The following is a 26,179-nucleotide window of genomic DNA, read 5'->3' on the forward strand; positions in this document are numbered from 1 at the left end:
TGTCCCCGGACGGCGAACGGAACGTGCGCGTTGTGTAATGACCTGTCGACTGAGTAGAACGGTGATCATGGAGTCACGGATCACCGTGTGCCGCGGTTGTTGTTGCGGCACCGAGCGCAAGCATCCCGGGGTCGATCACGAGCGGCAGCTCGAGGCGTTGCGCGCGCGGGCGTCGGTGCGGGTGGCGGACTGCCTGGACGCCTGCGAGGTGTCGAACGTCGTCGTCGTGCAGCCCAGCCGGACGGCCCGGGAAGCCGGTGCCCGGCCCGTCTGGGTCGGCGAGGTGCTGGACGACGACGCGGTGCTCGGGGTGGCCGACTGGGTCGACGCCGGTGGGCCCGGGCTGGCCGCTCCCCCGGACTCGGTGCTGGCGCGGATCGTGCCCGCCCCTGGCGGCCGCGGGGCATGAACTAACTTGGGGGCATGGAGATCTACGACATCCCCGTTCGCACGCTCGCCGGTGAGCCCGGTGACCTCGGTGGGTTGCGGGGCAAGGTGGCGCTGGTCGTCAACGTCGCCTCGCGCTGCGGCCTCACCCCGCAGTACGCCGGGCTGGAGCGGTTGCAGGAGAAGTACGGGGCCGAGGGCTTCACCGTGGTCGGGTTCCCGTGCAACCAGTTCATGGGGCAGGAGCCGGGGACCTCGGAGGAGATCGCCACGTTCTGCTCGACCACGTACGGGGTGTCGTTCCCGCTGTTCGAGAAGATCGAGGTCAACGGCCCAGACCAGCACCCGGTCTACCAGGAGCTGACGAAGCACGCGGACGCCGACGGCACCGCCGGGGACGTGCAGTGGAACTTCGAGAAGTTCCTCGTCTCGCGCGACGGCCAGGTGCTCGGGCGGTTCCGGCCCCGGACCGAGCCGGAGGACGCCTCCATCACCGAGGCGATCGAAGGCGCCCTGCGCTAGCCCGAGTTTCGCCCTGTGCGGCGGGGTCGTGCGGCTCGCCGGACCCGGCTACTCGGTGAACATGGTGAACGAGCGCATGTTCTCGAAGCGCCGGGCCGCGAGGTCGTCGAAGCAGATCAGGAAGCACCCGTAGTAGAACTCGCTCGCCGTGTAGAACTGGGCGAGCGGCACCCACTCCCTGACCAGCTGGTACTCACCCGCGTCGCTCAGGTCGGCGAAGCCTGCGTAGGTCATCTGCGTCCACGGGGTCGCCGACCCGCCGATCAGCGCGCAGTAGCCGCCGAGGCGGAACCCGGAGCTCCGGTCCACGTCCGGCCAGAGCACGTCGACGAGCTCACGCAGCTCTTCGACGTGCTTCAGCTCCTCGAACAGCCGCTCCTCGACCAGCGAGTCGAAGTCGTGGTCCTCCTCGGTGAGCCACTTCGGCAGGGCGGGCTCGACCCACGCGGTGAGCTGGTGCTCCGGCTGCAGGAACGGGAGGTTCTCGTGGAAGAACGTCCTGGTGTCGTGGTCCGGCGGCGGTGACGCCACGACCGTCTCCGTGCCGGCGGGGACGTGGAGGACCCGCGCGTGCACCGGCTCTTCCGTGTGGGCCTCGGCTTCGACGTCGTCGTCGTGGTTCAGGAAGAACAGCAGGGAGCCGTCCTCCGGCAGGGGAAGTCCCTCTGCCCGCGGCAGGAGCGCGCAGTCGATCGAGGCGATGAACGGCAGCGGGGTCCCGTCGCGGTCGGCCGGCCAGTCCGTGCCGACCGGTAACCGGGGAAGCCCGCCCTCCTGGCCCACGACCTGCTCGCCGGGGCCTGCCGTGCCCAGCCACACCACGAAGCGGAGGTGGTCGGCGAACTTGGTGGCCTCGTCCTCGGGCAGGCCCCGGTCGATCGCCGCGCTGCGGAACTGTTCGTAGCGGTCCATGGCGGAGCATGATCGCAGACCGGCGCGAGGCCGCTGAAAGCGCTCCCACGAGTCCGAAGTGGACGTCCACAGTGGACCAAGGGCTGGTCGGCATTCGGAGCCGCGCGTTGCGCCGAAGCGCCGCCCCCACCGGGGTCCGCACGGGCGAGTGTCATGCGGAAACCCGTGCCATGGCGCGGACCGGCAATTTCGAGGTGGGCACTACCTCAACGGCCGTCGGCTGGTTGACACTCTCGGTGTCGGACATACCGGGAAGGTGGCGACCAGGTGGCAACGGGAGACGATCCGCCGCAGTTCCGGGTGCTGGGCACGTTCGAGGTGACGCGGGGCGGCCGCAGTTGCACACCCACGGCCCCGAAGCAACGGGCCCTCCTCGCACTGCTCGCGTTGCACGCCAACGAGTTCGTGCCGACGACTCGCATCGTCGACCAGCTGTGGTCACGCGACGCGCCCCGGTCGGCCATCGCGGCGCTGCACGGGTACGTGACGGCGGTGCGGCGCGTGCTCACGCCGGGCCGGGTGAGCTCGAGGAACTCGCACCCCGTCCTCAGCACGCGCCCGTCGGGCTACGTCCTCGTCCTGGAGCCGCACCAGCTCGACCTGACCCGGTTCCGCGAACTGGCGAAGGAGGGCCAGGTGGCGATGGCGGCCGGCGACTGCGCCCACGCGTGGGACAGGTTCGGCGCGGCGCTGCGCCTGTGGCGGGGTTCGCCGCTCGCGGACCTGCGCGGCACGGGGGCGTTCGACCACGACATCGCGCGTCTGGAGAAGGAGTACCTGGAGCTGTTGCGCAACCGGTTCGACGTCATGCTCTGCAACGGCGACGGGCACCTGGCCGTGTTCGACCTGGAGGAGCTGTGCCAGACCCACCCGCTGTGGGAGGGATTCCACGAGCAGCTGATGCTCGCGCTGTGCCAGGCGGAGCGCCGCGCCGACGCGTTGACCGCCTACGCCAGGGCGTACCGGCTGCTGTCGAACCACGCCGGCATCGAGCCGGGACCGCGCCTGCGGTCCCTGCACCAGCTCATCCTCAACGGGGACGACCCGCTCGACCGGGTGCACCGGCACGAACGGGTGACCGGGTCAGAGCCGGCACGCACCGCTTCCCCTTAGCCGCCAGTCGAACAGCCGGCGGTAGAAGACGAGCGGCTCGGCGTCCTCCACCAGGGTGCGGCTCACCTCACCGATCAGGACGGTGTGGTCACCGTGGTCGAACACGGCGGTCGCGGTGCAGCGCAGGTAGATCGGCGCCGCGCACAACCGCGGGACCGGCCCGTCCCACTCCCAGGCCACGTCGGCGAACTTGTCCGCGCCACGGCTCGCGAACGTCCGCGCGGTGCGTTCCTGCGCGCTGCCGAGCACGTGCACACCGAACTCGGCGCAGTGCGTCAACGGTTCGAGGCAGCGGGAAGCGTGGTCGACGACCACGAGCACGGACGGTGGATGCACGCTGTACGAACAGATCGACGAGACGAGCAGCCCGCACGGACGGCCGCTCGCCCGCGTCGTCACCACGGCGAGGCCCGAGACCAGCCGGCTCATGGCATCGGTGAACGTGGCCACCGGAAGTCCGGCGGCCACGTCCTCCGTCGCTGTCACGGGGCTCTCCTACCTGGTCGACGCCGCGGCGCAGAGTTCCCTGCGCTCCCTGGCGTCCTCGTCGTCGGTCACCGCGAGCACCGCGTCGTAGTCGAGGATCGCGGCGGCCAGTTCACCGGACTCCTCGTACGCGACCGCGCGGTTGTAGCGGGACTCCGGGTTGTCGTCGAGCGTGATGGCCCGGCTCAGGTAGCTGATCGCGTCGGTGAGTTCGCCGGACGCCACCGCGATCGTGCCGCGGATCGCCCACGCCTCGGCCAGCCTGTCGTTGCGCCGCACGGCCTGGGCCAGCGCCTCGGACGCCTGGGCGTACTCGTCCCGCTCGACCAGCAGCTGGCCCTTGAGGCACAACAGGTGCGCGTTGTCCGGGGCGAGTTCGAGAGCGGCCGACACGTCCCGCCACGCCCCCTCGACGTCGCCCTGCGCCAGCAGGTGTCCGGCGCGGTTGATCCGGGCGTCGACGTGGCGCGGGTCCAACTCGATGACATAGCTGAAGGCGGCCATCGCGCCTTCGACGTCGCCGAGCGCGAGCAGGGCGTCGCCGATGTTGTAGTGGGCCTCGGGGAACGGCGGTGACAGGCGCAGCGCCTCGCGGTAGGCGTCGACCGCCTCCTCGTCGCGGCCGAGTCTGCGCAGGACGTTGCCGACGTTGAAGTGGTGCTCGGGGAAGTTCGGGTCCCGTTCGAGGACGTGGCTGTAGTCGGCGAGCGCGTCGTCCAGGCGGCCCATCGCGCCGTACACCTGTGCCCGGTTGTAGCGCAGCACCAGGCGGTGCAGCACGTGCTCGTCCGGGCCCAGTTCGCGGTCGAGGCGCGCCATGCCGTCGTTGACGAGTGCGAGCGCGACCTCGGGCTTCTGCTCGCGCACCTCGACCAGCGCCAGTCCGTTGCGCGTGAAGACGGACTGGAACGCCTCCTTCTTCGGGTCTCCCAGCTGCGACGCGAGCGCGATCGCGAGGTTCATCCACGCCCTGGCCTGGACGTAGTCGCGTTCCGCCTCCGAGTAGTGCCGCGCGTACAGCATGGCCATCGCGTACGAGAGCTCCAGGTGGATCGCCGGGTCGAGGGAGGCGGCACGGCCTTCGACGTACAGCCTCTCGGCCTCGGCGGCACGACCGACGGCCGCGAGCACGATGCCCGTCTGGAACGTGAGGTGCCACCACAGGTCGGGGTCGGCCTCCCGGTCCGCGGACGCGCGGCCGCGCAGACCGTGGTCCGCGGCGGCCTGGTAGAGCCCGACCTTGTGGCAGTGGTCCAGCGCGACGCGCAACGCCTGCGCGCCGGCACCCGCGGGGTCGCTGCCGTGTTCCAGGTGGTGCGGAATCGCACCGAGCCGCAACGAGAACTCGTCCGACTGCGCGAGTTGCGCGGCACGGGCGTCGTGCAGCGCGGCACGCGATTCGGCCGGCAGTGCGAGGTAGGCGGCGAGCAGCCGCGGGTCGTCGTCCGTGCCGTCACTGTCCACATAGGCCCGAGCGGGGTCTTCCGGCAGCTCCCCGAGCTCGACCGGTTCCGCGTCGACGACCTGGGCGTGCGCGGCGATCGTCCGCGCCAGCGACACGTCGATCTCCCCGCGCGGGTCCACGAGCGGCGCACGGCTCGTGCCCACGACGACGGTCAGGTCCGGGATGTCGCCGCGGCGCAGCAGGACCGCGATGAACTCCTGGTCGGACGCGTCCGCCTCGTGCGCGTTCTCGACCACGAGGGTGCGCGGGCCGCCCCCGAGGGCCGCGAGGTAGTCGCGCACCAGCTCCGCCAGGCCGTTCGCGATGTTGCGCGTGTGCAGCCGCGAGTAGTAGCGCGTGCGTTCGCTGTCCTGCACGGCCCACTCGAGCGTGTGCCAGGCGCTCGGCACCCGGCCGGCCAGCTCCGGTGTGGTCGTGAGCAGCTCGATGTTGTGCCGCTCCCCCAGTTCGGGACACCGCTCCAGCAGGTCGTCGGCGATCTGGCGCAGCAGCGACCCGGCAGCCGTGTACGGCCCGCGCAGCCGCCGGTGGGCGTCGAGGACCGCCCAGACCGGCGGCAGGTCCAGTGCGGCGAGGGCGTCTGCCCGGTCGCGCCGCCGGTCGGCGCGGATCCAGTAGCGGCTGTCCATTGGTGCGTCCCTTCAGTGGATGACGTGGTGCAGGCGGCGGTCGCGGCGCGCCCGCACGCGCTCCCGGACCACGAGCCAGCCGAGCACGGCGCACTGCGCGAGCGCGACGCCGCCGAAGACGATCGAGTCGAGCAGTTGGGCCGTGGGCACGCCGTCGCCGGTGAGCCGTCCGAGGACGCCGGTGATGAACCGGTAGAGCACCGGGGCGCCGGCGAGCGCGAACGTCGTGAGGCTCGCCGTGTAGCCGACGACGACGAGCCACGAGTACCAGCGCGCCACCCTGCGGTCGACGGGGTGCAGCGCGGACTCGTCCTCCTCCGGCCGCCCGGCGAGCCGCCGGAACCGGTTCTTCACGATCCGCAGGGCGGCCCCGTGCAGGTCCACGCAGCCGAGCACGGTGCTCACGAGCACGTAGATGTCCGTGCGCAGGTACAGGAAGAACTGCCAGACCACCCGCAGCAGCGCGGCGAACGCGACGGCCAGCAGGAACCGCCCTGGCCCCGACAGCGAGCCGTCCGCGTGCCGCGTCAGGTCGGCGGCGACGGTGCACGCGGCGATGCCGAGGACGTCGGCCAGCAGCCCGGCGACGATCGGCAGGTAGCGCTGCCCGCGCGGGACCGCGACCAGCCCGTCGAGCGAGGTCTCCAGCACGATGAAGTAGAGCCGCCGCCCTATTCGCAACCTCGATCGCACCCCCAGCCGCCGCCCTGCCAGCGCGTGGAACGACTCGTGCAGGAAAAGGAGGGGAATCGCGGCGAGGAACAACCCGACCTGGATGACCACGTAGTAGTCGGAGAAGAAGATGCTGTGATAAGTCGGCCGCAGGTCCGCTTCGAACACCATCGCCGACAACGCCCAGGCGATCAGTCCCGCGTACAACACCCACGCGATCGGCGAGAACAAAGCGGCACCGAGCCCGCTGAACCGAACAGGTGCGGTTTCGGCGCTCTTTTCATCAGATTTGCGAATGAGGTCGAGCTCGTCGAGTCCGGCGAGGACGTCCTCGACGTCGACCTCCTCCCCGTACTCGCGCTCGAACCACTCGGCGGCCTGGCGCGGGGTGTCCCCGTCGACCAGTCTGCGCACGAGCGCGGCGCCCTCACCGGGGAAGATGCCGTACGAGTCGACGTCGGCGCGTCCGATCGTCACCTCGTCGCCGTCCTCCAGGAACACCAGCGGGTGCAGCGGCACCGGGCGGTCCAGATCGAACTCGGTCACGACGTTCCTCCCCCGCGGATCGGGTGCGCCGGGTCCGGGAACCCGGCGCACCCTCGTCTCGCCTTAGGCCGGCTTGACGTTGTACTGCGAGCAGGCGGCCGCCGTGAGGCGGACCGGGCCCACCTTGCGGATGGTGATTCGCTTCATCTTCGCCTTGGGCTTCTCCATGAGTGCTCCTCCCTCGGATGTGCAACTGACATCGAGAAGTCTGCCCGCGGGTTCCAATAAAGCTCCAAGAACGCTCCAAAGCGGATTGATCCGAATGAGCGACACGAAAACCGATGGGCAGTATCACTTCATTCCACACGGGCGTGGCGTCACGCGAAGGTCTTCGCCAGCAGGGCGCTCACCCGTTCGGCGATCTCGTCGACCTCCTCCTCGAGCGCGAAGTGGCCGGTGTCGAGCAGCACGACCTCGGCGGACGGCACGTCGCGGCGGAACGCCTCGGCACCCGCAGGGACGAAGAACGTGTCGTTGCGGCCCCAGATCGCGAGCACCCGCGGCTGACGGGTCCGCAGCCACTCCTGCCAGGCCGGGTAGCGGCCGGGGTTGACCCGGTAGTCCCACAGCAGCGCCTTCATGTAGTCGGCGCGGCCGGGCAGGTCGATGACGTGCTGGTCGGCGACCGCCTGCTCGGGGTCGATGTGCGCGGGGTCCTTCGCGCCGACGAGCCACTGGTGCCGCGTGCCCTCGATGCCGACGACCCAGTCGAGCTTGTCCTGGTCCTGGGACCTGTCGTTCCAGTGGTTCTTCAGCACGTCCATGTCGGGGCCGAGACCGTCGACGTACGCGTTGCCGTTCTGCGTGATCACGGCCTGCACGCGCTGGTCGTGCTCGAGCGCGATGCGGAACCCGACCGGGGAGCCGAAGTCGAACACGTAGACCGCGTAGTCGCCGATGCCGAGCAGGTCGATCGTCCTGCCGGTGACCTCGGCCAGCCGGTCGAACGTCGGCTCGCCGGGCAGCGGGTCGGACGAGCCGAAGCCGGGGTAGTCGATCGCGACGACGTGCCAGGTCGAGGCGAGCCGGTCGATCAGCCGCACGTAGGAGCGGCTGCTCGACGGGTAGCCGGGCAGCAGCACGACCGTGGGCCTGCTCGTGTCCCCGGCCTCGCGGACGAACACCTTGAGACCGTCGACCTCGACGTGGTGGTGGCGGATCGCGGGCATGTCGTTCTCCTCGGTTTGTTCTAATGTATAGAATGACCGTATACACGTTAGGTTGAGCACTGCAAGCCCTCGCGTCGAGAATCTGCTAACGTCTGATCAGTCGCTCCAACCGTTAGGAGAGGGCGTTGGGACTGTCCGACTTCCAGGCCGCGGGCTTCGTGATGGGCGCCGAACCGCTGGTGGCGCTCGACCTGGTCGACACGCACGCGTTGTGCCTGGACCCGGTCAAGGACTTCATCGCGGACGAGGCCGGCCACACCCGCTGGTGGGCGCTGCAGGCCGACCGGCTGCCCGCGGGCCCGCCGCCGGCGATCAGCGCGACCCGCAGGCTGCGCTCGGTGTTGCGGGCCCTGTTCGAGGCCCACCTGACCGGTGCCACGCCCGATCCTCAGCTGATCGCGGACCTCAACGCCGTCGCGGCCGCCGTCCCGACCAGTCCGCGGCTCGACGGGTGGGGCGCCGGCGCGGTCGCCGCGACCCGGTGGCACGACGACTACAACGGCCACCCCGGACTGGCCGCCGTCGCGGGCGAGGCGATCGGGCTGCTCGCCGACCACGAGCGGCTGGCGAAGCTGCGGGCGTGCGCCGACCCGACCTGCTCGATGCTGTTCCTGGCGGAGAACAAGCGCCGGGTCTGGTGCGCCGCCAACGTCTGCGGCAACCGGGCGAGGGTCGCGCGGCATTACGAGCGCACCCGCGGCTGAGTACGTTCGACCCCATGCGGATCATCAAGCGACTCGCGCTCGTCACCGCGGCCGCCGGCCTGGCAGCGGTCGTGGCACCGGGCGCCGCGAGCGCCACACCGGGCACCGGGGTCAGCGCCGTCACGATCTTCGACCACGTGCTGGGCGACACGCAGTACGTGCTCAGGGAGATCACCATCGCGCCGGGCGGCTCCACCGGCTGGCACTACCACCCCGGACCGGTCCAGGGGGTCGTCGCCAAGGGCGTGCTGACCCACCACGAGTCCGACTGCTCGGTCGACGGCGTCTACCGGCCGGGACAGGTCATCACCGAGGACAGCGGCAGCGGGTACGTCCACCTCGGGCGGAACCTCACGGGCGCCCCGCTCGTGCTGGAGGTCCTGTACCGCAACCCGGTCGGTCACCCGCTCGCGGTCAGCACGCCGAACCCCGGCTGCTCCTTCGAGTGAGCGCTACCTGCGGCGGTGGGCGTTGATCTCGTCGCTGTGCTCCAGCGCCCACTCCGCGAGCGCGATCACCAGCGGCATCAACGTCCTCCCGAGCCCGGTCAGCTCGTACTCGACGCGCGGGGGCACCTCGGCGTAGGCCGTGCGGCTCACCAGGCCGTCCTCGGAGAGGTGTTTCAGCGTCAGCGTCAGCATGCGCTGCGAGATGCCGGTGACCGCCTTCTCCAGCTCGCCGAAGCGCAGCGGCCCCTCCCGCAACGCGCCGACGACCAGGAGGCTCCACTTGTCGCCGATGCGGTCGAGCACCGCGCGGACCGCGCCACCGTCGTCCATCGGCGGCGGGCAGCTCCTCGTCCGAGTGAACCCCGTCACAGCTCCAGCTCCTGTCCTGGACACATACATCCGTGTGCCTTTTGTGGCGCCCTCGAAACACACACACGATGAGGCTACGCACAAGTGGTAAGAATCGGAGTGTGCAATGAACATCGCACTGTGGGTGGCCCAGTTCCTGCTGGCGGCCGTCTACCTGGGCAGTGGTCTCGTCAAGCTGCTGCGCTCGCGTGAGCAGGTCATCGCGTCCACCGGCGCGTGGGCGAAGGACTACTCCGACGGGGCGGTGAAGGGCATCGGCGCCGTCGAGGTGCTCGGCGCCCTCGGCGTGGTCCTGCCGTGGCTCACCGGCATCGCCCCGGTCCTGACGCCGATCGCGGCCGTCGGGCTGGTCGTCGTCCAGGTCGTCGCCATCCGCGTCCACCTCAAGATCGCCGACACGAAGACGTTGCCCGTCAACGTGGTCCTGCTGCTCCTGGCCGCGTTCGTCGCGATCGGACGGTTCGCCGGCTGACCGGTCGCCCGATCGGGTCCTGGTGCGCGGGGTACCGTCCCGTCGCATGAGTGCTCGGTTCCAGGAACTCGACTACCGCCAGACCCCGCTCGGTGAGCTCTCCCTGCGGCGCCGGCTCGAACCCGGCACCGGCAGGGAGATCCACGAGATCAAGCTGAACGAAGAGTTCCTGATGTCCAGCATGTTCGTCGTCGCCGAGGTCGAGCTGGCCCGCCTCGCGCTCGCGGAGCTGACCGGCGACTCGCTGAACGTCGTCGTGGGCGGCCTCGGACTCGGTTACACCGCGCAGACCGTGCTGGAGGACCCGCGGGTCGGCTCGTTGCAGGTCGTCGACGCGTTGAGCGAAGTGATCGAGTGGCACGAGCAGGGCCTCATCCCGGCGGGCAGGACGCTCGCGGCCGACGAGCGGTGCCGCCTGGTGCACGGCGACTTCTTCGACCTGGTCCGCTCCGGTCAGGGCTTCGGTCCCGCACTCCTCGACGCGCTCGTCGTCGACATCGACCACTCCCCGCGGCACCTCCTGCACCCCACCAACGCCGACCTGTACGGGCCAGAGGGCTCGCGGCGGCTGGCGGACCTGATCGCGCCCGGCGGGGTGTTCGCGCTGTGGTCCAACGACCCGCCGGAGGGCGAGTACGCCGCCACCCTCGCGACGGTCTTCACCGACGTGCGGGCCGAGGTGGTCCGCTTCCCCAACCCGTTGCAGGACAGGGAGTCGACGAACACCGTCTACCTCGCGCGGCGCGGCTGAGCCATTCGCCGCAACTTCGCGGGTCGTGGTTTGGCCGTCAACGACAGCGGGCAATGAGCCCCTCATGATGGCGTCGTACTGGGAGACCGCCCGGACCGGTTTCCTGGCGTTCGTGGGTGTCGGGCTGATGGTCCTCGTGCCCCTGGTCCTGTTGCACTACTTCCGCTTCCGGCGGGTCGAGCCGCGCAGGGCGTTCGTGCTGTACGGCCTGCTGGCCTACGGCCTGGTCGCGCTGGCGCTGATCTTCCTGCCGTTCCCGCGCGACGTCGGGAACCTGTGCACGGGCGAGCAGATGCTGTCCACGGTCCCGTTCCAGTGGGTCACGGACATGAGCAACAACATGGCGGCCTACGGACGTTCCGGCATCCTCGCGATGGTCCGGTCGCAGGCGTTCCTGCAGCAGCTGTTCAACGTCGCGCTGTTCGTGCCGCTCGGCGTGGTGCTGCGCAAGGCGTACGGCAAGGGCCCGCTGGCCGTCATCGCGATCAGCCTGGGGCTGTCGCTCGCCATCGAGGTCGTGCAGTACACCGGCAACCTCGGCTTCTACCCGTGCCCGTACCGCATCGCCGACGTCGACGACCTCATCTCGAACACCTCCGGCGGCGTCCTGGGCTGGATGATGGCGCCGGCCGCGTTCGTCGTGCCCAGGGTGCCGTCGTCCGACGAGTCGACCGCGCCGCCGACCACCGTGACCATCCCCCGCAGGCTGATCGGCCTGGTCGCCGAGCTCGTGCTGGTGATCGTCGTCGCGAAGCTGTGGCTGCACTCCGACCCGCGCTGGGCCGTCTGCGTGCTGGTGGCGTCGCGGGTCGTGCTGCCCGCCGCGGCGAACGGCATGACGATCGGCGGGATCCTGCTGCACTACCGGATCCGTTCTGACGACGGCTCGCGCGCCAACCCGCTCCAGCTCGCCCTGCGCGAACTGCTGGGCTTCACCGGCTTCATGGCCTACGCGACCGTCGTGTCGCCGCTCATCGACATCGGCTGGTGGGACCTCGTCGTCGTGGCGCTGTTCGTCGGCGGCGCGTTCGTCCTCCCCGTCTTCCGCCGCGACCAGCGCGGGTGGCACGAACAGGTGGCGCGCACGCGGGACGTGTTCGCCGTCAGGGAGACCGGGTACCCCGAGCGCCATGACGACGTACACGCACACAGCTGAGGCGGACATCCCGGCCGACACCCTGTTCGCGTTCCTGGCCGATCCCACGAACCTGCCCCGGTACTTCCCGCAGATGACGGCCGCCGAGCCCGAGGGCGGCGAGCAGGTGCACGTGGAGGCCGAGGTGCACGGCCACCACGTCGAGGGCGAGGCGTGGGTCCGGCCGGACGCCTCCCGGCGGACGCTCGAGTGGGGTGCCGAGGGTCCGGACGACTACCACGGCGAACTGCAGGTCGAGGAGGTGGCGGCCGGCCGGTCGCGCCTCACGATCAGCCTGCACAGCGTGCGGGAGGCGAAGGGCGACGAGGTGCAGCGCGGTCTGGAGGAGACGGTCGCCGTGCTGACCCAGACCGCGGCGGCGGACGACCGGGCGAACGACCAGGCGTGATGTTCGCCGAGACGCGTGCCGCAGCCTCGGCACGCGTCTCAGAGCAGCTCGGCGAGCATCGCCGCCGCCCGGGCCGCCCCGTCCGCCTCCACCTCCCGGTAGCCGACCTCCCGCCCGATCTCCTCGGCCATGGCGGCGGCCAGCACCTCCCGGTCCGCCACCTCCTCGTACGTCATGCACCGGCCCGCACCGTAGCGTTCGAGCCGGTGCCGGACGTGGAAGTTCTGCTCGAAGTGGTGGCGCAGCGGCACGTAGAGGAACGGGCGGCGGGCGGCGGTCAGCTCCATGCACGTCGTCAGGCCGCCCTGCACCACCGCGAGGTCGCAGGCGGCGAGCTGCCGGTGCAGGTCCGGCACGTATCCACGCAGCTCCACGCCTGGGACGTCCGGCAACGAAGCCGGGTCGATGCGCGGCCCGGTGACGACCAGGAACCTCAGCCCGGGCACCTTCCGCCGTGCGAGGGGCACGGCGTCCAGGACCCGCCGCAGCAGCGACGACCCGACGCCCGAACCGCCGACCGTGACCACGCAGACCTTCTCCCCCGAGGTGCGCGCCGCCACCTCGGGCGGGTCGAACCCGGTGACGTAGCCGCAGAAGTCGAAGTTCTGCTCCGTCCACTCGCGGATCGCGGGCAGCCCCTCGCCGAAGTGCAGCGGGACCACGTCGTCCGGGTCGCCGACGAACACCGACCGGTCGCGCACGCGGCGGTGGCGCGCCCGTTGCTCGATCATCTCCAGGTTGTGGTCGGCGGTCAGGCGCTGCTCGCGGGCGCCTCCGTCCGGCATCGGGAGCCAGCCGACGAAGTCCGTCAGCCAGGCGAAGGAGAACCGCTTCAGCTCGGGGTTCTCGTGCAGGAAGTGGTCGACCTCCCAGGCCTCGTCGCCGATCACCAGGTCGTACCGCTCGGCCTCCAGCAGGTCGTGGAACACCATGAAGTTGTTCACCAGCACCGCGTCCAGGCGCCGGAACGCCTCGAACACGTGCAGGTCGTGCTCGCCGGCGTCCTCCTCCACGTGCGACGACTCGTTCGCGAGCCACGCCGACGCCGGGTGCACGCGCTCCCCCGCGGGTTCGAGGACCTCGGTCACGGGGTGCTGCGCGAGCCAGTCGACCTCCAGCCGCGGGTGGAGTTTGCGCAGTTCGGTGGCTATGGCGAGGTCGCGCCGGGCGTGGCCGAGGCCGATCGGGGAGCTCAGGTACAGCGCTCGCGGCGGCCGGACGCGCGACATCCGCGCTCGCCGCGCGACGGGGTGCACCCGGTCGACGAAGTCCTTGATGAGCAGGTTGATCCGCACCGGGTCGCGGGCGTGCACGCCGTGCCCGGCGCCGTCGACCAGCACGAGCGAGCCGCCGGTGAGTTCGGCGAGGCGTTCACCGATGGCGTGCGGTCGGATGAGGTCGGCGGTCCCGTGGATCACGAGGACCGGGCAGCGCACCTCGCGGCACGCGTCCTCGACGGACGCCGAGGCGAGCCGTCCGGCCGTCGTGTCCACCAGCGTGGCGGGCTCGATCTCGTGCGCCCACCGCACGGCGTCCTCGATCTGCTTCGTGGAGTGGGGTTCGGCGAACATCCTCGCGAAGAACCACTCGGTGAAGTCGTCGTAGCCGCCGTTCAGCCAGTGCTGCCGGCTGTACGGCCCGTCCCCCGACTCCCAGGACAGCCTCTCCTGCTCCTGGACGCCGAGGAGCGACCCGCTGGCCGGGCCGATCGCCACGATCCCGCTGACGCGCCCGGGGTGCTGCGCGGCGGCGAGCACGGACCAGGCGTCACCACGTGACAACGCCACCAGCACGGCCCGTTCGGTGTTCGTCGCGTCGAGGACCGCGATCGCGTCCTCGGCGCACTCGGAATCCACATAGGACTCACCGCCGACCGGCCGGTCGGACTCGCCGGAACCCCGCCCGTCGAACGTGACGACCCGGAAGTGCCGGGACAGGAACGGGACCTGCGCCTTCCAGAACCTCGACGGCACGATCGACCACGTCGGCATGAGCAGCACGGTCGGCATGCCGGGGTTGTCGTACACGCGGAACGCGAGCCGCACCCCGGCGCGCTCGGCGAACCCCGACCGGTCTGCCTCGCGCACCGGGCGCGGCTCGGCGTTCACGGCCGGACTTCGAGGACCTGGTTGAACGGCGTCCCGGCCACCCCGGCGAACCGGGTGAACCCACCCGCCACCGCGACGTCGCGGATCCGCGCGGGCCCGGCCTGCGTGCCCAGCGCGAGTCCGACGTCCTGCGACAGCGAGGCCGGCGTGCACAGCAGCGTGGAGAAGCCGTAGTAGGTGCGGCCGACGGGGTTCAGGTTGTCCTCGACGTGGTCGCCCGCCATCGGTTCGACGATCATCCACGTGCCGTCGGGTGCCACCGCGTCCCGCACATGCCGTGCCGCGCCGACCGGGTCGCCCATGTCGTGCAGGCAGTCGAACATGGTCACGAGGTCGTAGCCGGTGCCGCTGAAGTCCTTGGCGGACGCCACCTCGAACGTGACGCGATCGCCGACCCCGGCGGCCTCCGCCCGTTCGCGGGCGATCCGGACCGACTCGGGGTGGTAGTCCGAGCCGGTGAAGGTGGAGTTCGGAAATGCCTGCGCCATCAGGATCGTTGATGCGCCGTGGCCGCAACCGACGTCAGCGACCTTGGCGCCTCTCTCCAGCTTCGCGGTCACGCCGTCGAGCGCGGGCAGCCAGCTCCCGACCAGGTTCGCCGCGTAGCTCGGCCGGAAGAACCGCTCGCAGCCGACGTGCACGTCGGTGTCGTGCTCGTGCCAGCCGACCCCGGACCCGCTGCGGGCCGCCTCCAGCACGCGTCCGGCGTCGTGCACGGTGCCGAGTGCGATCTGGAACATACCGGGCAGGAACGCGGGGCTGTCCTCGACCGTGAGCGCCACCGCGTGCTCGACGGGCAGCGCGTACCGGCCGGTCGAGGGGTCGTAGGTGACGTATCCGCCGGCGGCCTGGGCGTTCAACCACTCCCGCACGTACGGCTCGGCGGTCGCGCTGCGGTCCGCGAGCTCGGCCGCGCTGACCGGCTCGCCATCGGCCATGGCGCGGTAGTAGCCGAGCTTGTCGCCCATGACGACGAGAGCGGCGTTGAGCGTGGCGCCGACCTCGTCGACGGCCCGGAACACGAACTGCATGAGCTTGTCGGTGTCGACCTCGGGTCTTGTCGTGGTCATCTGCTCTTCCCTCCATCCGAGGGCCGGAACCTATGAGCGCCCACGGGACGATCGCATCAGGTGCCCCACCTAGTGGTGTGTCCCAGAAGGTCGGCGAGGTGATCCACGCTCAGCAGGGCACCTCGCGGCACCGCCCCCACGATGCACCCGTCTGACCGCGAATTTCCCCGGCAACCTTCTGCGCCACACCACTAGTACCTGGGCCGACCTACACTCCCCCGTGTGCTGATCGGGCGCGACTCGGAGCGGCAGCGGATCGAGCGACTCGTCGCGAGCGCTCGGATCGGGCACGGCGGCGCCCTCGCGATCACCGGCGAACCCGGTGTCGGCAAGACCGCGCTGCTGGGGTTCGCCGCCGAGTCCGCCGCCGGCATGAACGTCCTGCGGGCGGCCGGGATCGAGTCGGAGAAGGAGATCCCGTTCGGGGCCCTGCACCAGGTCCTGCGGCCCGCCCTGGACCGTCTCGGCGAGATCCCCGGCCCGCAGGCGCAGGCCCTGTCCGTCGCACTCGCGTTGCGGCCGGGGCCCGCCATCGACCGGTTCGCGGTCGGCGCCGCCACGCTCAGCCTGCTCTGCCGGTTCGCCGAGGAACGGCCGGTCGCCGTCCTGCTCGACGACCTGCACCTGGTCGACGGGTCGTCGGCGGACGCGCTGGCGTTCGCGGCGCGCAGACTCGTCGCCGACCCGGTCGTGCTGCTCGCGACCACGCGGTCGCCGGACCCGCCGCTGCCGTCGCTGGCGCTGACCGGCATCGACCTGGCCGCCGCGGACGAGCTGGTGTCGAGCCGTTCGGACGTGCCGGTGTCGCCGGAGCTGATCGCACGGCTGCACCGCGCGACGGCCGGGAACCCGCTGGCGTTGATCGAACTGGCGGGGTCCCGGCTCGAGCACCTCTCGCCCGAGGCGCCGCTGCCGGTGTCCGCGGAGCTGGCCCGCGCGTTCGCCTCGCAGGCGCGGTCGCTGGGTGCCGGTGGACGGGCCGCGCTGGCGGTGGCCTCGGTGGCGGGCACCGATCTGCGGGTGGTGGTGTCGGCGTGCCGGGTGCTCGGGGTCGCGGTCGACGCGCTGGCCGAGGCCGAGAGCGCCGGACTCGTGCGGATCGCCGGCGGCCGCGTCGAGTTCCGGCACCCGCTGATCCGCGCGGCCGTCTACGGGGACACCGATCCGCGTCGCCGCCGGGTGATCCACCGCGCGGTGGCCGAGGCGGTCGGTCCGCACGACGCCGACCGGCACGCCTGGCACCGGGCGGAGTCGGTCGTCGGACCGGACGCCCAGGTCGCCGACCTCCTCGTGCAGGCGGCCCGGCGCGCCCACGAACGGAGTGCGCACGACGTCGCCGCGGCCGCGTTCGAACGCGCCGCGCGGCTGAGCCCGGACGTGTCGCGGCACGCCTCGTTGTGCGTGGCGGCGGCGGAGTCGGCGTGGCTCGCCGGTGAGACGAGGCGATCGGTCTCGTTGCTGGACGAGGTGGGCGGCGGGGCGGGGGCCGTCGAGCTGCGGGCGGCGATCGCGGCCCGCACCGGTTCGCTGACCGAGGCCCGCGACCTCTGCCGGATCGCCGCCCGCGAGTCCGCCGACGCCGACTCGGCGGTGGTGCTTCTGGCCGACGCCGTCCACGCGTGCTTCTACCTCGGCGACACCAGGTCCGGTGTCGAGCTGGCGCACGAGATCGAGGCCCTGCTGGACGGGGTGGTGACGCCGAAGGCCCAGGGCCTCGGCCAGATGGCGGTGGGTGTCGCGCGGATCCTCGCCAACCGCGGCGGCGCCGACCAGATCCGGGCGGGCGTCGGCCTGCTCGCCTCCACCGGCCTGCTGCGCGACGACCGGCGCCGCCTGTCGTGGCTGATGATCGGCCCGTTGTTCCTGCGCGACGCCGACTCCGGCGAGGAGCTGCGCCGCGTCGTCGCGGACGCCCGCGCGGAGACCGCCGTCGGAACGCTGCCCGCGCTGCTGTTCCACGTCGCGCGGGACGAGGCCACGACCAACCAGTGGGTCCGCGCCGAGGCGACCTACGACGAGGCCACCCGGCTGGCGCGGGAGACCGGCCAGGAGACCGACCTCGCGATGTGCCTGGCGGGGCTCGCGTGGCTGCGGGCGCGGCTCGGCGACGAGGAGCGGTGCCGTGCGCTCGTCGCGGAGGCGCTACCGATCTGCCGCGCCCGTGACATCCACATCGGACGGGTCTGGTCGCTGTTCGCGTTGGGAGAACTGGAACTGGGGCTCGGCGACCCGCTCAAGGCGTTGGCGCACCTGGAGGAGCTCGCCGCCCTGCTGGACGACCTGCGGCTCACCGACCCGGACCTGTCACCGGCACCCGAACTGACCGACGCGATGGTCCGACTAGGACGGCGCGACGACGCCTGGGACGTGGCGCGGCGCTACCGGGCCGAGGCCGCCGCGAAGGGCCAGCCGTGGGCGCTGGGCCGTGCCGAACGGACGCTCGGCATGCTCAGCGAGGACGGGTTCGACACCCACTTCGAGGCGTCTTTGCGCCACCACGCGAGGACGTTGGACGACTTCGAGACCGCCCGCACCCGCCTCGCCTACGGCGCCCGCCTGAGACGGGCCCGGCGACGGGTGGACGCACGGCCACACCTGCACGCCGCGCTGGAGACGTTCGAGAACCTGCGCGCCGCCCGCTGGGCCGACCTCGCCGCAGTCGAGCTGGGCGCCACCGGCGAGACGATCAAGCGCAGGACGCAGGGCGAAACCCTGACGCCGCAGGAGTTGCAGGTCTCGCTCCTGCTCGCCGAGGGCAAGACCACCCGCGAGGTCGCCGCCGCCCTGTTCCTGAGCCCGAAGACCATCGAGTACCACCTGCGCAAGGTCTACACGAAGCTCGGCATCCGCTCACGCGCCGAGCTGGCCGACCGGCTGCCCTGACGCCCACGCGAACCCGTCGGGGTCGGTGAACCGCCCGGCTCCGTGCAGCTCGATCCGGTGCGAGCCGGACCCCTCCGGCGCCACCCCGGCGTCCTTCGCGAGGGCACGCCGCCGGTACAGCCCGAGCTTCACCGCACCCGCCGCGGCGAACTGGACGTACATGCGGCCGAAGCTCTTCTCGACGGTGAACCCGTGGTCGAGGTAGCACTGCCTGCTCGCGGCCACGTCCGTCGCGCCGAGCAGGAGCACCACCTCGCCGATCTCGCCGGTGGCCGGGCCGGTGTTCTTCTTGGCCGAGGTCGCGACCTTCCAGATCGTGCCGTCGGGCGCCTGCACGACACCGCCGTAGCCCCACAACGACTTCGCGGCGGGCTTGAGCGCGGTCGCGCCCGCGTCGAGGGCGTTCTCGATCAGCAGGTCCACGTCGGCCGGCTGCGCGACCGTGAGGGACAGGGTGAAGCCGCGGAATCCCGTGGCCGTTTCCTGCGAGGCCCGCAGGCGCACCAGCGGACCGAGCCCGAAAGCGTTGGCGTAGAAGCGTTCGGCGGCCGCGAGGTCGGCCACTTCGAGGGTGATCGCGTCGAGTGAGGTCATGCGGGAAACGCTAGGCGCCGTCCCGTGCCCGGTGCTTCTCGATTCCTGACCGGACCACGACCACGGCCACGACGACCACCACGGCGGCCACGACCGTGCTTCCGGTGCCGACGACCTTCTCGATCCTGCGGGCCGTCTCCCCCGCCGCGGCGCCGAGCCCGATGTGCAGCGCGCACCACCCGGTCGCGCCGGCGAGCACGGCGGGCAGGAACGTCCGGTACGGCAGTCCGGCGGCCCCCGCGGCCGCGGGCAGCAGCGTGCGCAGGACGGGGAGGAAGATCGCGATCAGCACCGCGACGGCTCCCCGTCGCCGCAGGAAGGCGGTGGCGCGGTCCCAGTGCCGCCCGCCGTGCCGCCGCACGATCCGCGACTCGCGCAGCCGCGTGCCGTACCGCCTGCCGAGCCAGAACCCGACCGAGTCGCCACCGACCGCGCACACCGTGGTCACCAGCCACATCACCACGAACGCGGGCGGACTCGTCGCGGTGGTGCCGAGCACGAACAACCCGGTCTCGCCGGGCGCGATGAACCCCAGCCCGAGCGTGCACTCGCCGAACACCAGCAGCCCGGCCGCGACCACCACCCAGACCTGCGGCAGGTTCGCGAGCCAGTCGAGGAACGCGGTCACGGGACGAGCCTCGCGTCCGGGTGGGCGGGCGAGTCGCCGTCGAACAGGGTGGTGGACCGCCCGCGCAGGTGCAGGTCGAAGAAGGCGGCGACGTACTCCCGTTGTGCGGCAAGGCTTCGGCCGGCGTCGATGGTACCGATCGCCGCCGCGAGCCGGTCGGCGGGCAGCGGGTGCTTCCGGTTGATCTGGGGCAGCAGCACCTGGGCGTCGGTGAAGCTCGCGTGTTCCGCCTCGCGCAGGTGCACGTCCCGTTTCCAGCCCGTCGAGTTCGCCCAGAACGATGCCCAGTCCGGTGCGTGCACGTGGTCGTGCGGCAGGTCGTCCGCACCGCTGGTCCCGCCGCCCATGAGCAGGAACGGCCGGTCGGCACCCCGCGCGCTCGCCTGACCCGACCTCGGGTCCAGGCCGCCGTCGAGGTTGGCCCCCGCGGCGATGCGCCGGTCGCTGAGCATCGCCTCGGCCGCGGTGAACCCGCCCATCGAGTGCCCGGCCATGCCGACCTCCGACACGTCGAGCCCGGTGGCGGCGAGCCGGTCCAGCACGAAACTCGTGTCGCGCACCCGTTCCCGCATCATCAGCGCCGTGTCCGCGCCGCGGACCGGGAGCTCGACGCGGTCGGGGAACTCCACCGGCCCCGCGAAGGTGTGGTCGATCGTCACGACGACGTAGCCCCGGCTCGCGAGGTCCTCGACGAGCGTGGTGCCGAACGACCGCGACTGCCCGCGCCCCGGCGAGTAGAGGACCACCGGACGGCGTCCGGGCAGCGGAGGCGAGACCTTCGCGTGGGTAGCGGTACCCGCGAAGTCGGCGACACCGGGGGCCAGCCCGACGGAGGCTGCGGAGGTCTGGTCGTAGAACGCCGCGATGCCCGGGCTGAGGTGGCGGGCCGGCGGCCTGTGGGAGGGCAGCGCGGGGTACCAGAGGGAGATCATCAACTCGCGCGACCGGCCCGGCGCCCACGGGTCGGCGCGGGTGGGGTCGACCAGGTGGAGTTCGGTGGTGCCCACGGGGAAGGGGCCCGACGGACGCGGCAGGGTGAGCTCGATGGAGGTGGTGGGCGACCCGGTGGCGGTGGGAGCGGGAGCAGTGGCGGCGGAGGCCGCAGGCGAGCGGTCGGTGAACCTCGTGGGCGATCCGCCGGCAGCATCGGCCGAAACCGCGAGCGAGCCGGTGGCGCCGATCTCGGCCGAGGCCGGAGCGACCCCCACCCCCAGCATCCCCACGCACACCGCCGCGACACGGGCCCTGTACCTGATCTTCATGCGACCCAGCCTGTCGATCACCCCCACCGACCGGCATCTGTCGAACGCCACCCGGCGCACTGACCGGAAGACATAGGTCAGTCCCGGTCGACCAGCCCCGCCTCGAACGCGATGATCGCGGCACGCACCCGGTTCGGCACCTCCAGCCGGCGCAGGATGGAGCTGACGAACACCTTCACCGTGCCCTCCACGACGTGCAGCCGCCGCCCGATCTCGGCGTTGGGCAGCCCGGCGCCGACCAGGGCGAGCACCTCGCGTTCGCGCTCGGTCAGCCCCGCGACCAGGTCCCGTGCGCGCGCCGCGCCGGACACCCGTTCGCCGCCCAGCCGCCGGATCGCCCAGTGCGCGATCTTCGGCGACAGGTACGCGGCCCCCTCCGCGACGGCCCTGACCCCGGCGAACAGTTCCCTCGGATCTCCGGTCTTGAGCAGGAACCCGCTGGCGCCGCCGTCGAACGCGCGGGCGATGTGCTCGTCCTCGGAGAAGGTCGTCAGCATGATCACGCCGGTGTCCGGGACGGTGCGGCGGATCTCGGCCGCCGCGGCCAGTCCGTCGAGGCGCGGCATCATGATGTCGAGCAGCACGACGTCCGGCCGGTGCGCCTGCGCGAGGTCGACCGCCTCGCGTCCGTCGGCCGCCTCGCCGACCACCTCGAACTCGGGCTCGGCGCCGAGCACGGCGCGCACCCCGGCCCTGGTCAGGGGTTCGTCGTCGGCGAGCAGCACGCGGATCACCGCGCCTGCCCCGCCGAGATCGCGCTGCGCGGCACGGTCTCCTTGAGCACCAGCCGGTCCGCCGCGAAGCACAGGCGGAAGAACAGCCGGTCGTCCGTCTGCTCGGTCGACCAGTGGTAGCGGCAGTCGGCGCCCGGCGGCGGGTCGGACAGCATGCGTTCGGGGTCTCCCAGGATCTGGAACGGTGGCAGGCGCGCCTCGACCTCCGCACGCGGCGCGTCGAGCCGGATCTCGTCGAAGGTAGCGGGGTCGAGGCTGTTGCCGGCGCCGACGGTGGCGTAGAGCGCCATCGCGAGCACCGCGACGGAGAGGCCCGCCAGCACGGGGCCTCGGGCCACGCCGGCCAGGTCGCGGCGGGCGGGCCGGGCGACGGTGGCGGGCCTTGCGTCGTGCGGCAACTCGGCGACCAGCGCGAACCCGCCGTCGCGCGGCTCGGCGGTGAGCGTGCCGCCCAGCAGCCGGGTGTGTTCGGCCAGGCCCGCCAGCCCGGTGCCGCCACCGGCCGGATCGGGTTCGCGGGTCGCCGGTCCGTTCGCCACGGTGACCTTCGTGCTGGCGTGCAGCCGTTCCACCCGCACGCTCACCGGTGCTCCCGGCGCGTGCCTGGCCGCGTTCGTCAGTCCTTCCCGGACGATCCGGTGCACGGCGCGTTCGACGACCTCGGGTGACCGCTCGGCCGGGATCCACGACACCTCCATGCCCGCCGCGGCCGCGTGCTCCACGAGCGCGCCCGTGTCGGGCCGCTCGTCTCTGGGCCCCAGCACCCCGATGATCTCCTGCAGCCGTTCGGTCGCCGCCGCGACTCCGGCTCGCAGTTCACCGGCCGCCGCCCGATGGTGTTCGGGCAGGTCCGGCGACACCTCGAGGGCGGCCGCGCGCAACGCGATCAGCCCCCACTCGTGGCCGAGCGAGTCGTGCATGTCCCGTGCGATGCGGGTCCGTTCGAGCAGCGCGGCCTGGTCCAGTCCCGCTGACGTGAGCTCGGCGCGCACCCTGAGGTACCGGCCCAGCAGCCACGGTCCGAGGACCACGACCAGCACGACCAGCACCACCAGGAACCAGTCGTAGACACCGAAGACCAGGCCGAACCCTCCCCGCACCGAGCCGTCCGCGAGCACGCTGACCGGCAGCCCCGCCAGCAGCACGGCGGCCAGCGGCACGAGCACCGGGTCCACGACCCGCCGGCCCGCGCGGAACCCGAACGCCCCGGCCGCGAGGATCGGCCAGACCCACGGCGCACTCGTCACGGTCGGGGCCAGCACCAGCGCCGGTATCGCCGCGGCCGCGACGAGCGCACAGACCGTCCACACCGGAAACCTCGGGAAGAGCACCACCGCAGCGGTCAGCAGGACCAGACCGGCGACCAGCTCGACGGGATCACCCACGGCTCCGGGGACCAACGGCACCACCAGGACCACCCACAGCACGGCGTCCGGCCACCGCAGCCCCCAGCCGCACCTCATCGGTTCATCGTAGAAGAACTGCTCAGGAGTGAGCGTCCGCCGGGCGCGCGCGTGACGGCACCAGCCGCGGCACCACCCGCACGAAGACGACCATGCCGACCACCTCGACCAGCGTCTGCGCGACCACGACGACCGCGGCGACGTCGTCGAGCGCCAGCGCCAGCGGCAGCACGACCAGCGAGTTCCGGGTGGCCCCGGTGAACACCACCGCGCGGGCGTCCGGCACACCGAGGCGGAACAACCGGGCGACCGCGAGCCCGCCGAACGCCATCACCACGAGGAACGCCACGTAGAACGGCACCACCCGCACGACCTGCGGCAGGTCGCCGCCGAGCTTCGGCACCTGCGACGCCACCACGGTGAACAGCGTCACCGCCATCAACGGCACCATCGAAGTGCTGATCGTGCCGATCAGCCTGGACGCCCACACCTGGGTGAGCCACGCCAGCGCCAGCGGGACCGCGATCAGCACGACGAAGGCCTCGACGAACGGCCCGGGCTCGACCACGGCCAGGTCGTCACCGAGGAAGAGCAGCAGATAGCCGGGCAACAACACCATCTGCGCGAGGAGCAGCAACGGCGTCGCCGCGAGCAACCGCTGGTTGGCGGCACCCGCCAGTCCGCTGAACACGATCACGTAGTCGACGCACGGCGTGAGGAGCACCAGCAGCACGCCCATCCGCACGGCCTGATCCGCGGGCAGGAACGCGAACATCGCGGCCACCACCAACGGCACCACGACGAAGTTCACGACGAGCGCGGCCGCGAGGAACCGGCCCGAGCGCAGCGACCGCCCCAGCTCGGCCACCGGGACCTGCAGGAACGTCACGTACAGCAGGACCGCCAGCACGGGGTTGATGAGGTGTTCGAGCGCCGGGCCCGCATCCGGTGCCGCCCATCCGGCCACACCGCCTGCCGCCAGCGCGCCGAGGTACACGGCGACCTGGTGACGTTCCACCCCCGCGACGAACCCCGGCACGACACCCTCCCGATCGGACGATCAGGACGCTATCCCCTCACCTCGTCGCCAGCGCGTCCAGCACCTCGGCCCGCGACTGCGGCACCGAGATCGCGAGGCTCAGCGCTCCACCGGTCGCCGTCAGCTCGAACGTGAAGAACGAGCAGCGGCCGCGGCTCCAGTTCCAGCACCAGCCGCGTCCTCTCCGGGCGGTGGCGCACGACGCCGGCGAGCAGGTCGTCGAACTCGGCCACGCGGAACGGCCTGTCCGCCGTCGGCAAGGTGCACGCGTCCGGCACCCACGCTTCTGCGTCGTCCATGCCACGACCGCAGGACACCGTCAGGATCGGAAGAAGTCCCCCAACGCGGCCGCCACCTCGTCCGGCCGTTCCTCCGGCAGGTAGTGGTCGCAGTCCAACGCCTCACCGCGCACGTCCCGCGCGTACTCCCGCCACACCTCCAGCACGTCGTAGTGGCGGCCGACGAAGCTGTGCTCACCCCACAGCGCGAGCAGCGGCGCCTCGACCACGCCACCCGCGGCGTCGTGCTCGAGGTCGATGCCGGCGGCGGCGCGGTAGTCGGAACAGGACGCGGCGATCGCGGCGGGGTCGGAGAAGCAGCGGACGTACTCCTCGACGGCCGCCGGGTCGAAGGCGGCGCCCCCGTGGTGGCGGGCGTTCATGCGGGTGGTGATCCAGAACCTCGGGTCGGCGCCGATGAGGTGCTCGGGGATGCCGTTGCCCGCGGCCAGGAAGAACCAGTGGAAGTAGCCGAGGCCGAACTCCTTGTCCGCGTGCTCGAAGGTGTGGCGGGTGGGCACGATGTCCAGCACCGCCAGCGCGGTCACGGCCTCGGGCGCGTCCAGGGCCAGGCGGTGGGCGACCCGGCCGCCGCGGTCGTGGCCCGCGACGCCGAACCGGTCGAAGCCCAGCGCGTTCATGACCAGCAGCTGGTCCCGGGCCATCCGGCGCTTCGAGTACTCGTGGTCTCCCGGGCCGGGGGCGGGCTTGTCGCTGTCGCCGTAGCCGCGCAGGTCGGTGAGCACGACCGTGTGGCCCGCCGTGAGCCGCGGGGCGACGCGGTGCCAGATCACGTGGGTCTGCGGATAGCCGTGCAGGAGCAGCAGCGGCGGCCCGTCGCCCGCGATCGCGCACCGGATGCGCACGCCGTCCGCGTCGACCGTGCGGTAGGAGAACGGCAGCGGGACGCTCACCGGAGCGAGTCCAGCACGGCGCCGGTGAACTCGCCGGTCGACGCGGTGCCGCCCAGGTCGGGCGTGCGGACCGGGGTCGTGGCCAGCACGTCCGCGATCGCGCGCTCCACCTCGGCGGCGGCGTCGGGGTGGCCGAGGTGGTCGAGCATCAGCGCGGCGGTCCAGATCGCGCCGAGCGGGTTGGCGACGCCCTTGCCCGCGATGTCCGGCGCGGAGCCGTGCACCGGCTCGAACATCGACGGGAAGTCGCGCTCGGGGTTGATGTTCGCAGACGGCGCGATGCCGATGCTGCCCGCGACGGCGGCGGTGAGGTCGCTGAGGATGTCACCGAAGAGGTTCGAGCCGACGATGACGTCGAACCGCGCCGGGTCGAGGACCACCTTGGCGCACAACGCGTCGATGTGTTCGGAGTGGAGCGCGACGTCCGGGAAGGACAGTGCCTTCTCCGCGACGACCTCGTCCCAGAACGGCATGGTGTGCACGATCCCGTTCGACTTGGTCGCCGACGTCACGTGCCCGCGCCGCCGCCCGGCCAGCCGGAACGCGTAGTCGGCGATGCGCTCCACCCCGGCCCGCGTGAAGACCGACTCCTGCACGGCCATCTCCTCCGCGAACCCGCGCCCGAACCGGCCGCCGACCTCGCTGTACTCGCCCTCGACGTTCTCCCTGACGACGACCAGGTCCATCGCGCCCGCCCCGCGCACCGGGCTCTCGACGCCGTCGAATACCTTGACCGGCCGCAGGTTCACGTACTGCCGGAAGCTCCTCCGGATCGGGATCAGCAGTCCCCACAACGACACGTGGTCCGGTACCGAGGGATCACCGACCGCGCCGAGCAGCACCGCGTCGTGGTGGCGGATCCGGTCGAGGCCGTCGGCGGGCATCATCGCGCCCTGCTCGGCGTAGCGGGCGCAGGACCAGTCGAACTCGTCGTAGGAGAACGAGATGCCGTGCCGCGCGCCGACGGCCTCGAGCACCCGGCAGGCGGCGGGCGTGACCTCCTGCCCGATGCCGTCCCCCGGGATGAGCGCGATGCGGTGAGTGACCATGACCCCGATGACACCACCGGCCGCACA

General features: G+C 71.9%; 27 protein-coding genes. 10 read left to right on the top strand and 17 right to left on the bottom strand.

Annotated elements, in window-relative coordinates:
• Nucleotides 1-67 precede the first annotated feature (67 nt).
• Nucleotides 68-409: a (2Fe-2S) ferredoxin domain-containing protein gene (locus ND450_RS12415; protein WP_177229942.1), complete on the top strand. Its 342-nt coding sequence runs from the start codon at nt 68-70 to the stop codon at nt 407-409.
• A 14-nt stretch (nt 410-423) separates the two neighbouring features.
• Nucleotides 424-909 (top strand): glutathione peroxidase, encoded by a 486-nt coding sequence (locus ND450_RS12420; protein ID WP_253326290.1) that lies wholly within the window; start codon nt 424-426, stop codon nt 907-909.
• A 48-nt stretch (nt 910-957) separates the two neighbouring features.
• On the opposite strand, the gene ND450_RS12425 is transcribed toward ND450_RS12420, so the two are convergent.
• Complete coding sequence (locus ND450_RS12425) at nt 958-1,821, bottom strand: DUF1963 domain-containing protein (RefSeq protein ID WP_253326291.1); 864 nt, start codon at nt 1,819-1,821, stop codon at nt 958-960.
• Nucleotides 1,822-2,088: 267 nt separating this feature from the next.
• Here ND450_RS12425 and ND450_RS12430 point away from each other — a divergent pair, with 267 nt between their 5' ends.
• Nucleotides 2,089-2,934, top strand: coding sequence for an AfsR/SARP family transcriptional regulator (locus ND450_RS12430; protein WP_253326292.1), 846 nt, complete (start codon nt 2,089-2,091; stop codon nt 2,932-2,934).
• Here the strand turns inward: ND450_RS12430 and ND450_RS12435 are convergent.
• The 4 genes from ND450_RS12435 to ND450_RS12450 form a co-directional block, all read right to left on the bottom strand.
• Nucleotides 2,905-3,420, bottom strand: a complete 516-nt coding sequence (locus tag ND450_RS12435) for a flavin reductase family protein (RefSeq protein WP_253326293.1) — start codon at nt 3,418-3,420, stop codon at nt 2,905-2,907. The two genes, ND450_RS12430 and ND450_RS12435, sit on opposite strands and share 30 nt — an antisense overlap.
• A gap of 9 nt (nt 3,421-3,429) precedes the next feature.
• Nucleotides 3,430-5,514, bottom strand: coding sequence for a tetratricopeptide repeat protein (locus tag ND450_RS12440; protein ID WP_253326294.1), 2,085 nt, complete (start codon nt 5,512-5,514; stop codon nt 3,430-3,432).
• A gap of 12 nt (nt 5,515-5,526) precedes the next feature.
• A complete protein-coding gene (locus ND450_RS12445) occupies nt 5,527-6,732 on the bottom strand; it encodes a hypothetical protein (protein ID WP_253326295.1) in 1,206 nt (401 codons plus the stop codon).
• 317 nt (nt 6,733-7,049) lie between these two features.
• Nucleotides 7,050-7,901 carry an alpha/beta fold hydrolase gene (locus ND450_RS12450; RefSeq protein WP_253326296.1) on the bottom strand — a complete coding sequence of 284 codons (852 nt, stop codon included), beginning with the start codon at nt 7,899-7,901 and terminating at the stop codon, nt 7,050-7,052.
• A 125-nt stretch (nt 7,902-8,026) separates the two neighbouring features.
• Between ND450_RS12450 and ND450_RS12455 the strand changes: the two genes are divergently transcribed.
• Nucleotides 8,027-8,605 (top strand): ABATE domain-containing protein, encoded by a 579-nt coding sequence (locus tag ND450_RS12455; protein ID WP_253326297.1) that lies wholly within the window; start codon nt 8,027-8,029, stop codon nt 8,603-8,605.
• Between the two features lie 14 nt (nt 8,606-8,619).
• Nucleotides 8,620-9,054 carry a cupin gene (locus ND450_RS12460; RefSeq protein ID WP_253326298.1) on the top strand — a complete coding sequence of 145 codons (435 nt, stop codon included), beginning with the start codon at nt 8,620-8,622 and terminating at the stop codon, nt 9,052-9,054.
• 3 nt (nt 9,055-9,057) lie between these two features.
• Here the strand turns inward: ND450_RS12460 and ND450_RS12465 are convergent, their stop codons facing one another.
• On the bottom strand, nt 9,058-9,423 hold the full coding sequence (locus ND450_RS12465; protein WP_371927696.1) for a winged helix-turn-helix transcriptional regulator: 366 nt from the start codon (nt 9,421-9,423) through the stop codon (nt 9,058-9,060).
• Nucleotides 9,424-9,529: 106 nt separating this feature from the next.
• Here ND450_RS12465 and ND450_RS12470 point away from each other — a divergent pair, with 106 nt between their 5' ends.
• The 4 genes from ND450_RS12470 to ND450_RS12485 all read left to right on the top strand — a co-directional run bounded on the left by ND450_RS12470 (nt 9,530) and on the right by ND450_RS12485 (nt 12,190).
• A complete protein-coding gene (locus tag ND450_RS12470; protein ID WP_253326299.1) occupies nt 9,530-9,895 on the top strand; it encodes a DoxX family protein in 366 nt (121 codons plus the stop codon).
• 46 nt (nt 9,896-9,941) lie between these two features.
• Entirely contained in the window at nt 9,942-10,646 is a 705-nt protein-coding gene (locus tag ND450_RS12475) for a spermidine synthase (protein WP_253326300.1), read from the top strand.
• Nucleotides 10,647-10,710: 64 nt separating this feature from the next.
• Nucleotides 10,711-11,802: a VanZ family protein gene (locus ND450_RS12480; protein WP_253326301.1), complete on the top strand. Its 1,092-nt coding sequence runs from the start codon at nt 10,711-10,713 to the stop codon at nt 11,800-11,802.
• The gene (locus ND450_RS12485) at nt 11,777-12,190 is read left to right on the top strand and encodes an SRPBCC family protein (RefSeq protein WP_089921032.1); all 414 of its coding nucleotides are present in this window, start codon (nt 11,777-11,779) and stop codon (nt 12,188-12,190) included. Before ND450_RS12480 ends, ND450_RS12485 begins: the two co-directional genes overlap by 26 nt.
• Nucleotides 12,191-12,228: 38 nt before the next feature.
• Here ND450_RS12485 and ND450_RS12490 read toward each other — a convergent pair whose 3' ends face one another.
• Both ND450_RS12490 and ND450_RS12495 read right to left on the bottom strand, forming a co-directional pair.
• Complete coding sequence (locus ND450_RS12490) at nt 12,229-14,298, bottom strand: alpha/beta fold hydrolase (protein ID WP_253326302.1); 2,070 nt, start codon at nt 14,296-14,298, stop codon at nt 12,229-12,231.
• Nucleotides 14,295-15,368 carry a class I SAM-dependent methyltransferase gene (locus ND450_RS12495; RefSeq protein ID WP_253326303.1) on the bottom strand — a complete coding sequence of 358 codons (1,074 nt, stop codon included), beginning with the start codon at nt 15,366-15,368 and terminating at the stop codon, nt 14,295-14,297. The genes ND450_RS12490 and ND450_RS12495 overlap by 4 nt, the downstream gene beginning before the upstream one ends.
• A 222-nt stretch (nt 15,369-15,590) precedes the next feature.
• Between ND450_RS12495 and ND450_RS12500 the strand changes: the two genes are divergently transcribed.
• On the top strand, nt 15,591-18,251 hold the full coding sequence (locus ND450_RS12500; protein WP_253326304.1) for a helix-turn-helix transcriptional regulator: 2,661 nt from the start codon (nt 15,591-15,593) through the stop codon (nt 18,249-18,251).
• Here the strand turns inward: ND450_RS12500 and ND450_RS12505 are convergent.
• From ND450_RS12505 to ND450_RS12545, 9 genes are all read right to left on the bottom strand, one after another.
• Entirely contained in the window at nt 18,219-18,845 is a 627-nt protein-coding gene (locus tag ND450_RS12505) for a glyoxalase (RefSeq protein ID WP_253326305.1), read from the bottom strand. The two genes, ND450_RS12500 and ND450_RS12505, sit on opposite strands and share 33 nt — an antisense overlap.
• A 10-nt stretch (nt 18,846-18,855) precedes the next feature.
• Nucleotides 18,856-19,473 carry a DedA family protein gene (locus ND450_RS12510; protein ID WP_253326306.1) on the bottom strand — a complete coding sequence of 206 codons (618 nt, stop codon included), beginning with the start codon at nt 19,471-19,473 and terminating at the stop codon, nt 18,856-18,858.
• Nucleotides 19,470-20,735: an alpha/beta hydrolase gene (locus ND450_RS12515; protein WP_253326307.1), complete on the bottom strand. Its 1,266-nt coding sequence runs from the start codon at nt 20,733-20,735 to the stop codon at nt 19,470-19,472. The genes ND450_RS12510 and ND450_RS12515 overlap by 4 nt, the downstream gene beginning before the upstream one ends.
• A gap of 77 nt (nt 20,736-20,812) precedes the next feature.
• Complete coding sequence (locus ND450_RS12520; protein WP_089921045.1) at nt 20,813-21,469, bottom strand: response regulator transcription factor; 657 nt, start codon at nt 21,467-21,469, stop codon at nt 20,813-20,815.
• The gene (locus tag ND450_RS12525) at nt 21,466-22,932 is read right to left on the bottom strand and encodes a sensor histidine kinase (protein ID WP_253326308.1); all 1,467 of its coding nucleotides are present in this window, start codon (nt 22,930-22,932) and stop codon (nt 21,466-21,468) included. Before ND450_RS12525 ends, ND450_RS12520 begins: the two co-directional genes overlap by 4 nt.
• 22 nt (nt 22,933-22,954) lie before the next feature.
• Complete coding sequence (locus tag ND450_RS12530) at nt 22,955-23,911, bottom strand: bile acid:sodium symporter (RefSeq protein WP_253326309.1); 957 nt, start codon at nt 23,909-23,911, stop codon at nt 22,955-22,957.
• Between the two features lie 29 nt (nt 23,912-23,940).
• Entirely contained in the window at nt 23,941-24,210 is a 270-nt protein-coding gene (locus tag ND450_RS12535; protein WP_253326310.1) for a hypothetical protein, read from the bottom strand.
• 20 nt (nt 24,211-24,230) lie between these two features.
• Nucleotides 24,231-25,103, bottom strand: coding sequence for an alpha/beta fold hydrolase (locus ND450_RS12540; protein ID WP_253326311.1), 873 nt, complete (start codon nt 25,101-25,103; stop codon nt 24,231-24,233).
• Nucleotides 25,100-26,152, bottom strand: a complete 1,053-nt coding sequence (locus tag ND450_RS12545; RefSeq protein WP_253326312.1) for a tartrate dehydrogenase — start codon at nt 26,150-26,152, stop codon at nt 25,100-25,102. Before ND450_RS12545 ends, ND450_RS12540 begins: the two co-directional genes overlap by 4 nt.
• Between the last annotated feature and the right edge of the window lie 27 nt (nt 26,153-26,179).

The sequence above is a fragment of the Lentzea sp. HUAS12 genome (genome assembly GCF_024125735.1).
Classification (GTDB): domain Bacteria; phylum Actinomycetota; class Actinomycetes; order Mycobacteriales; family Pseudonocardiaceae; genus Lentzea; species Lentzea albida.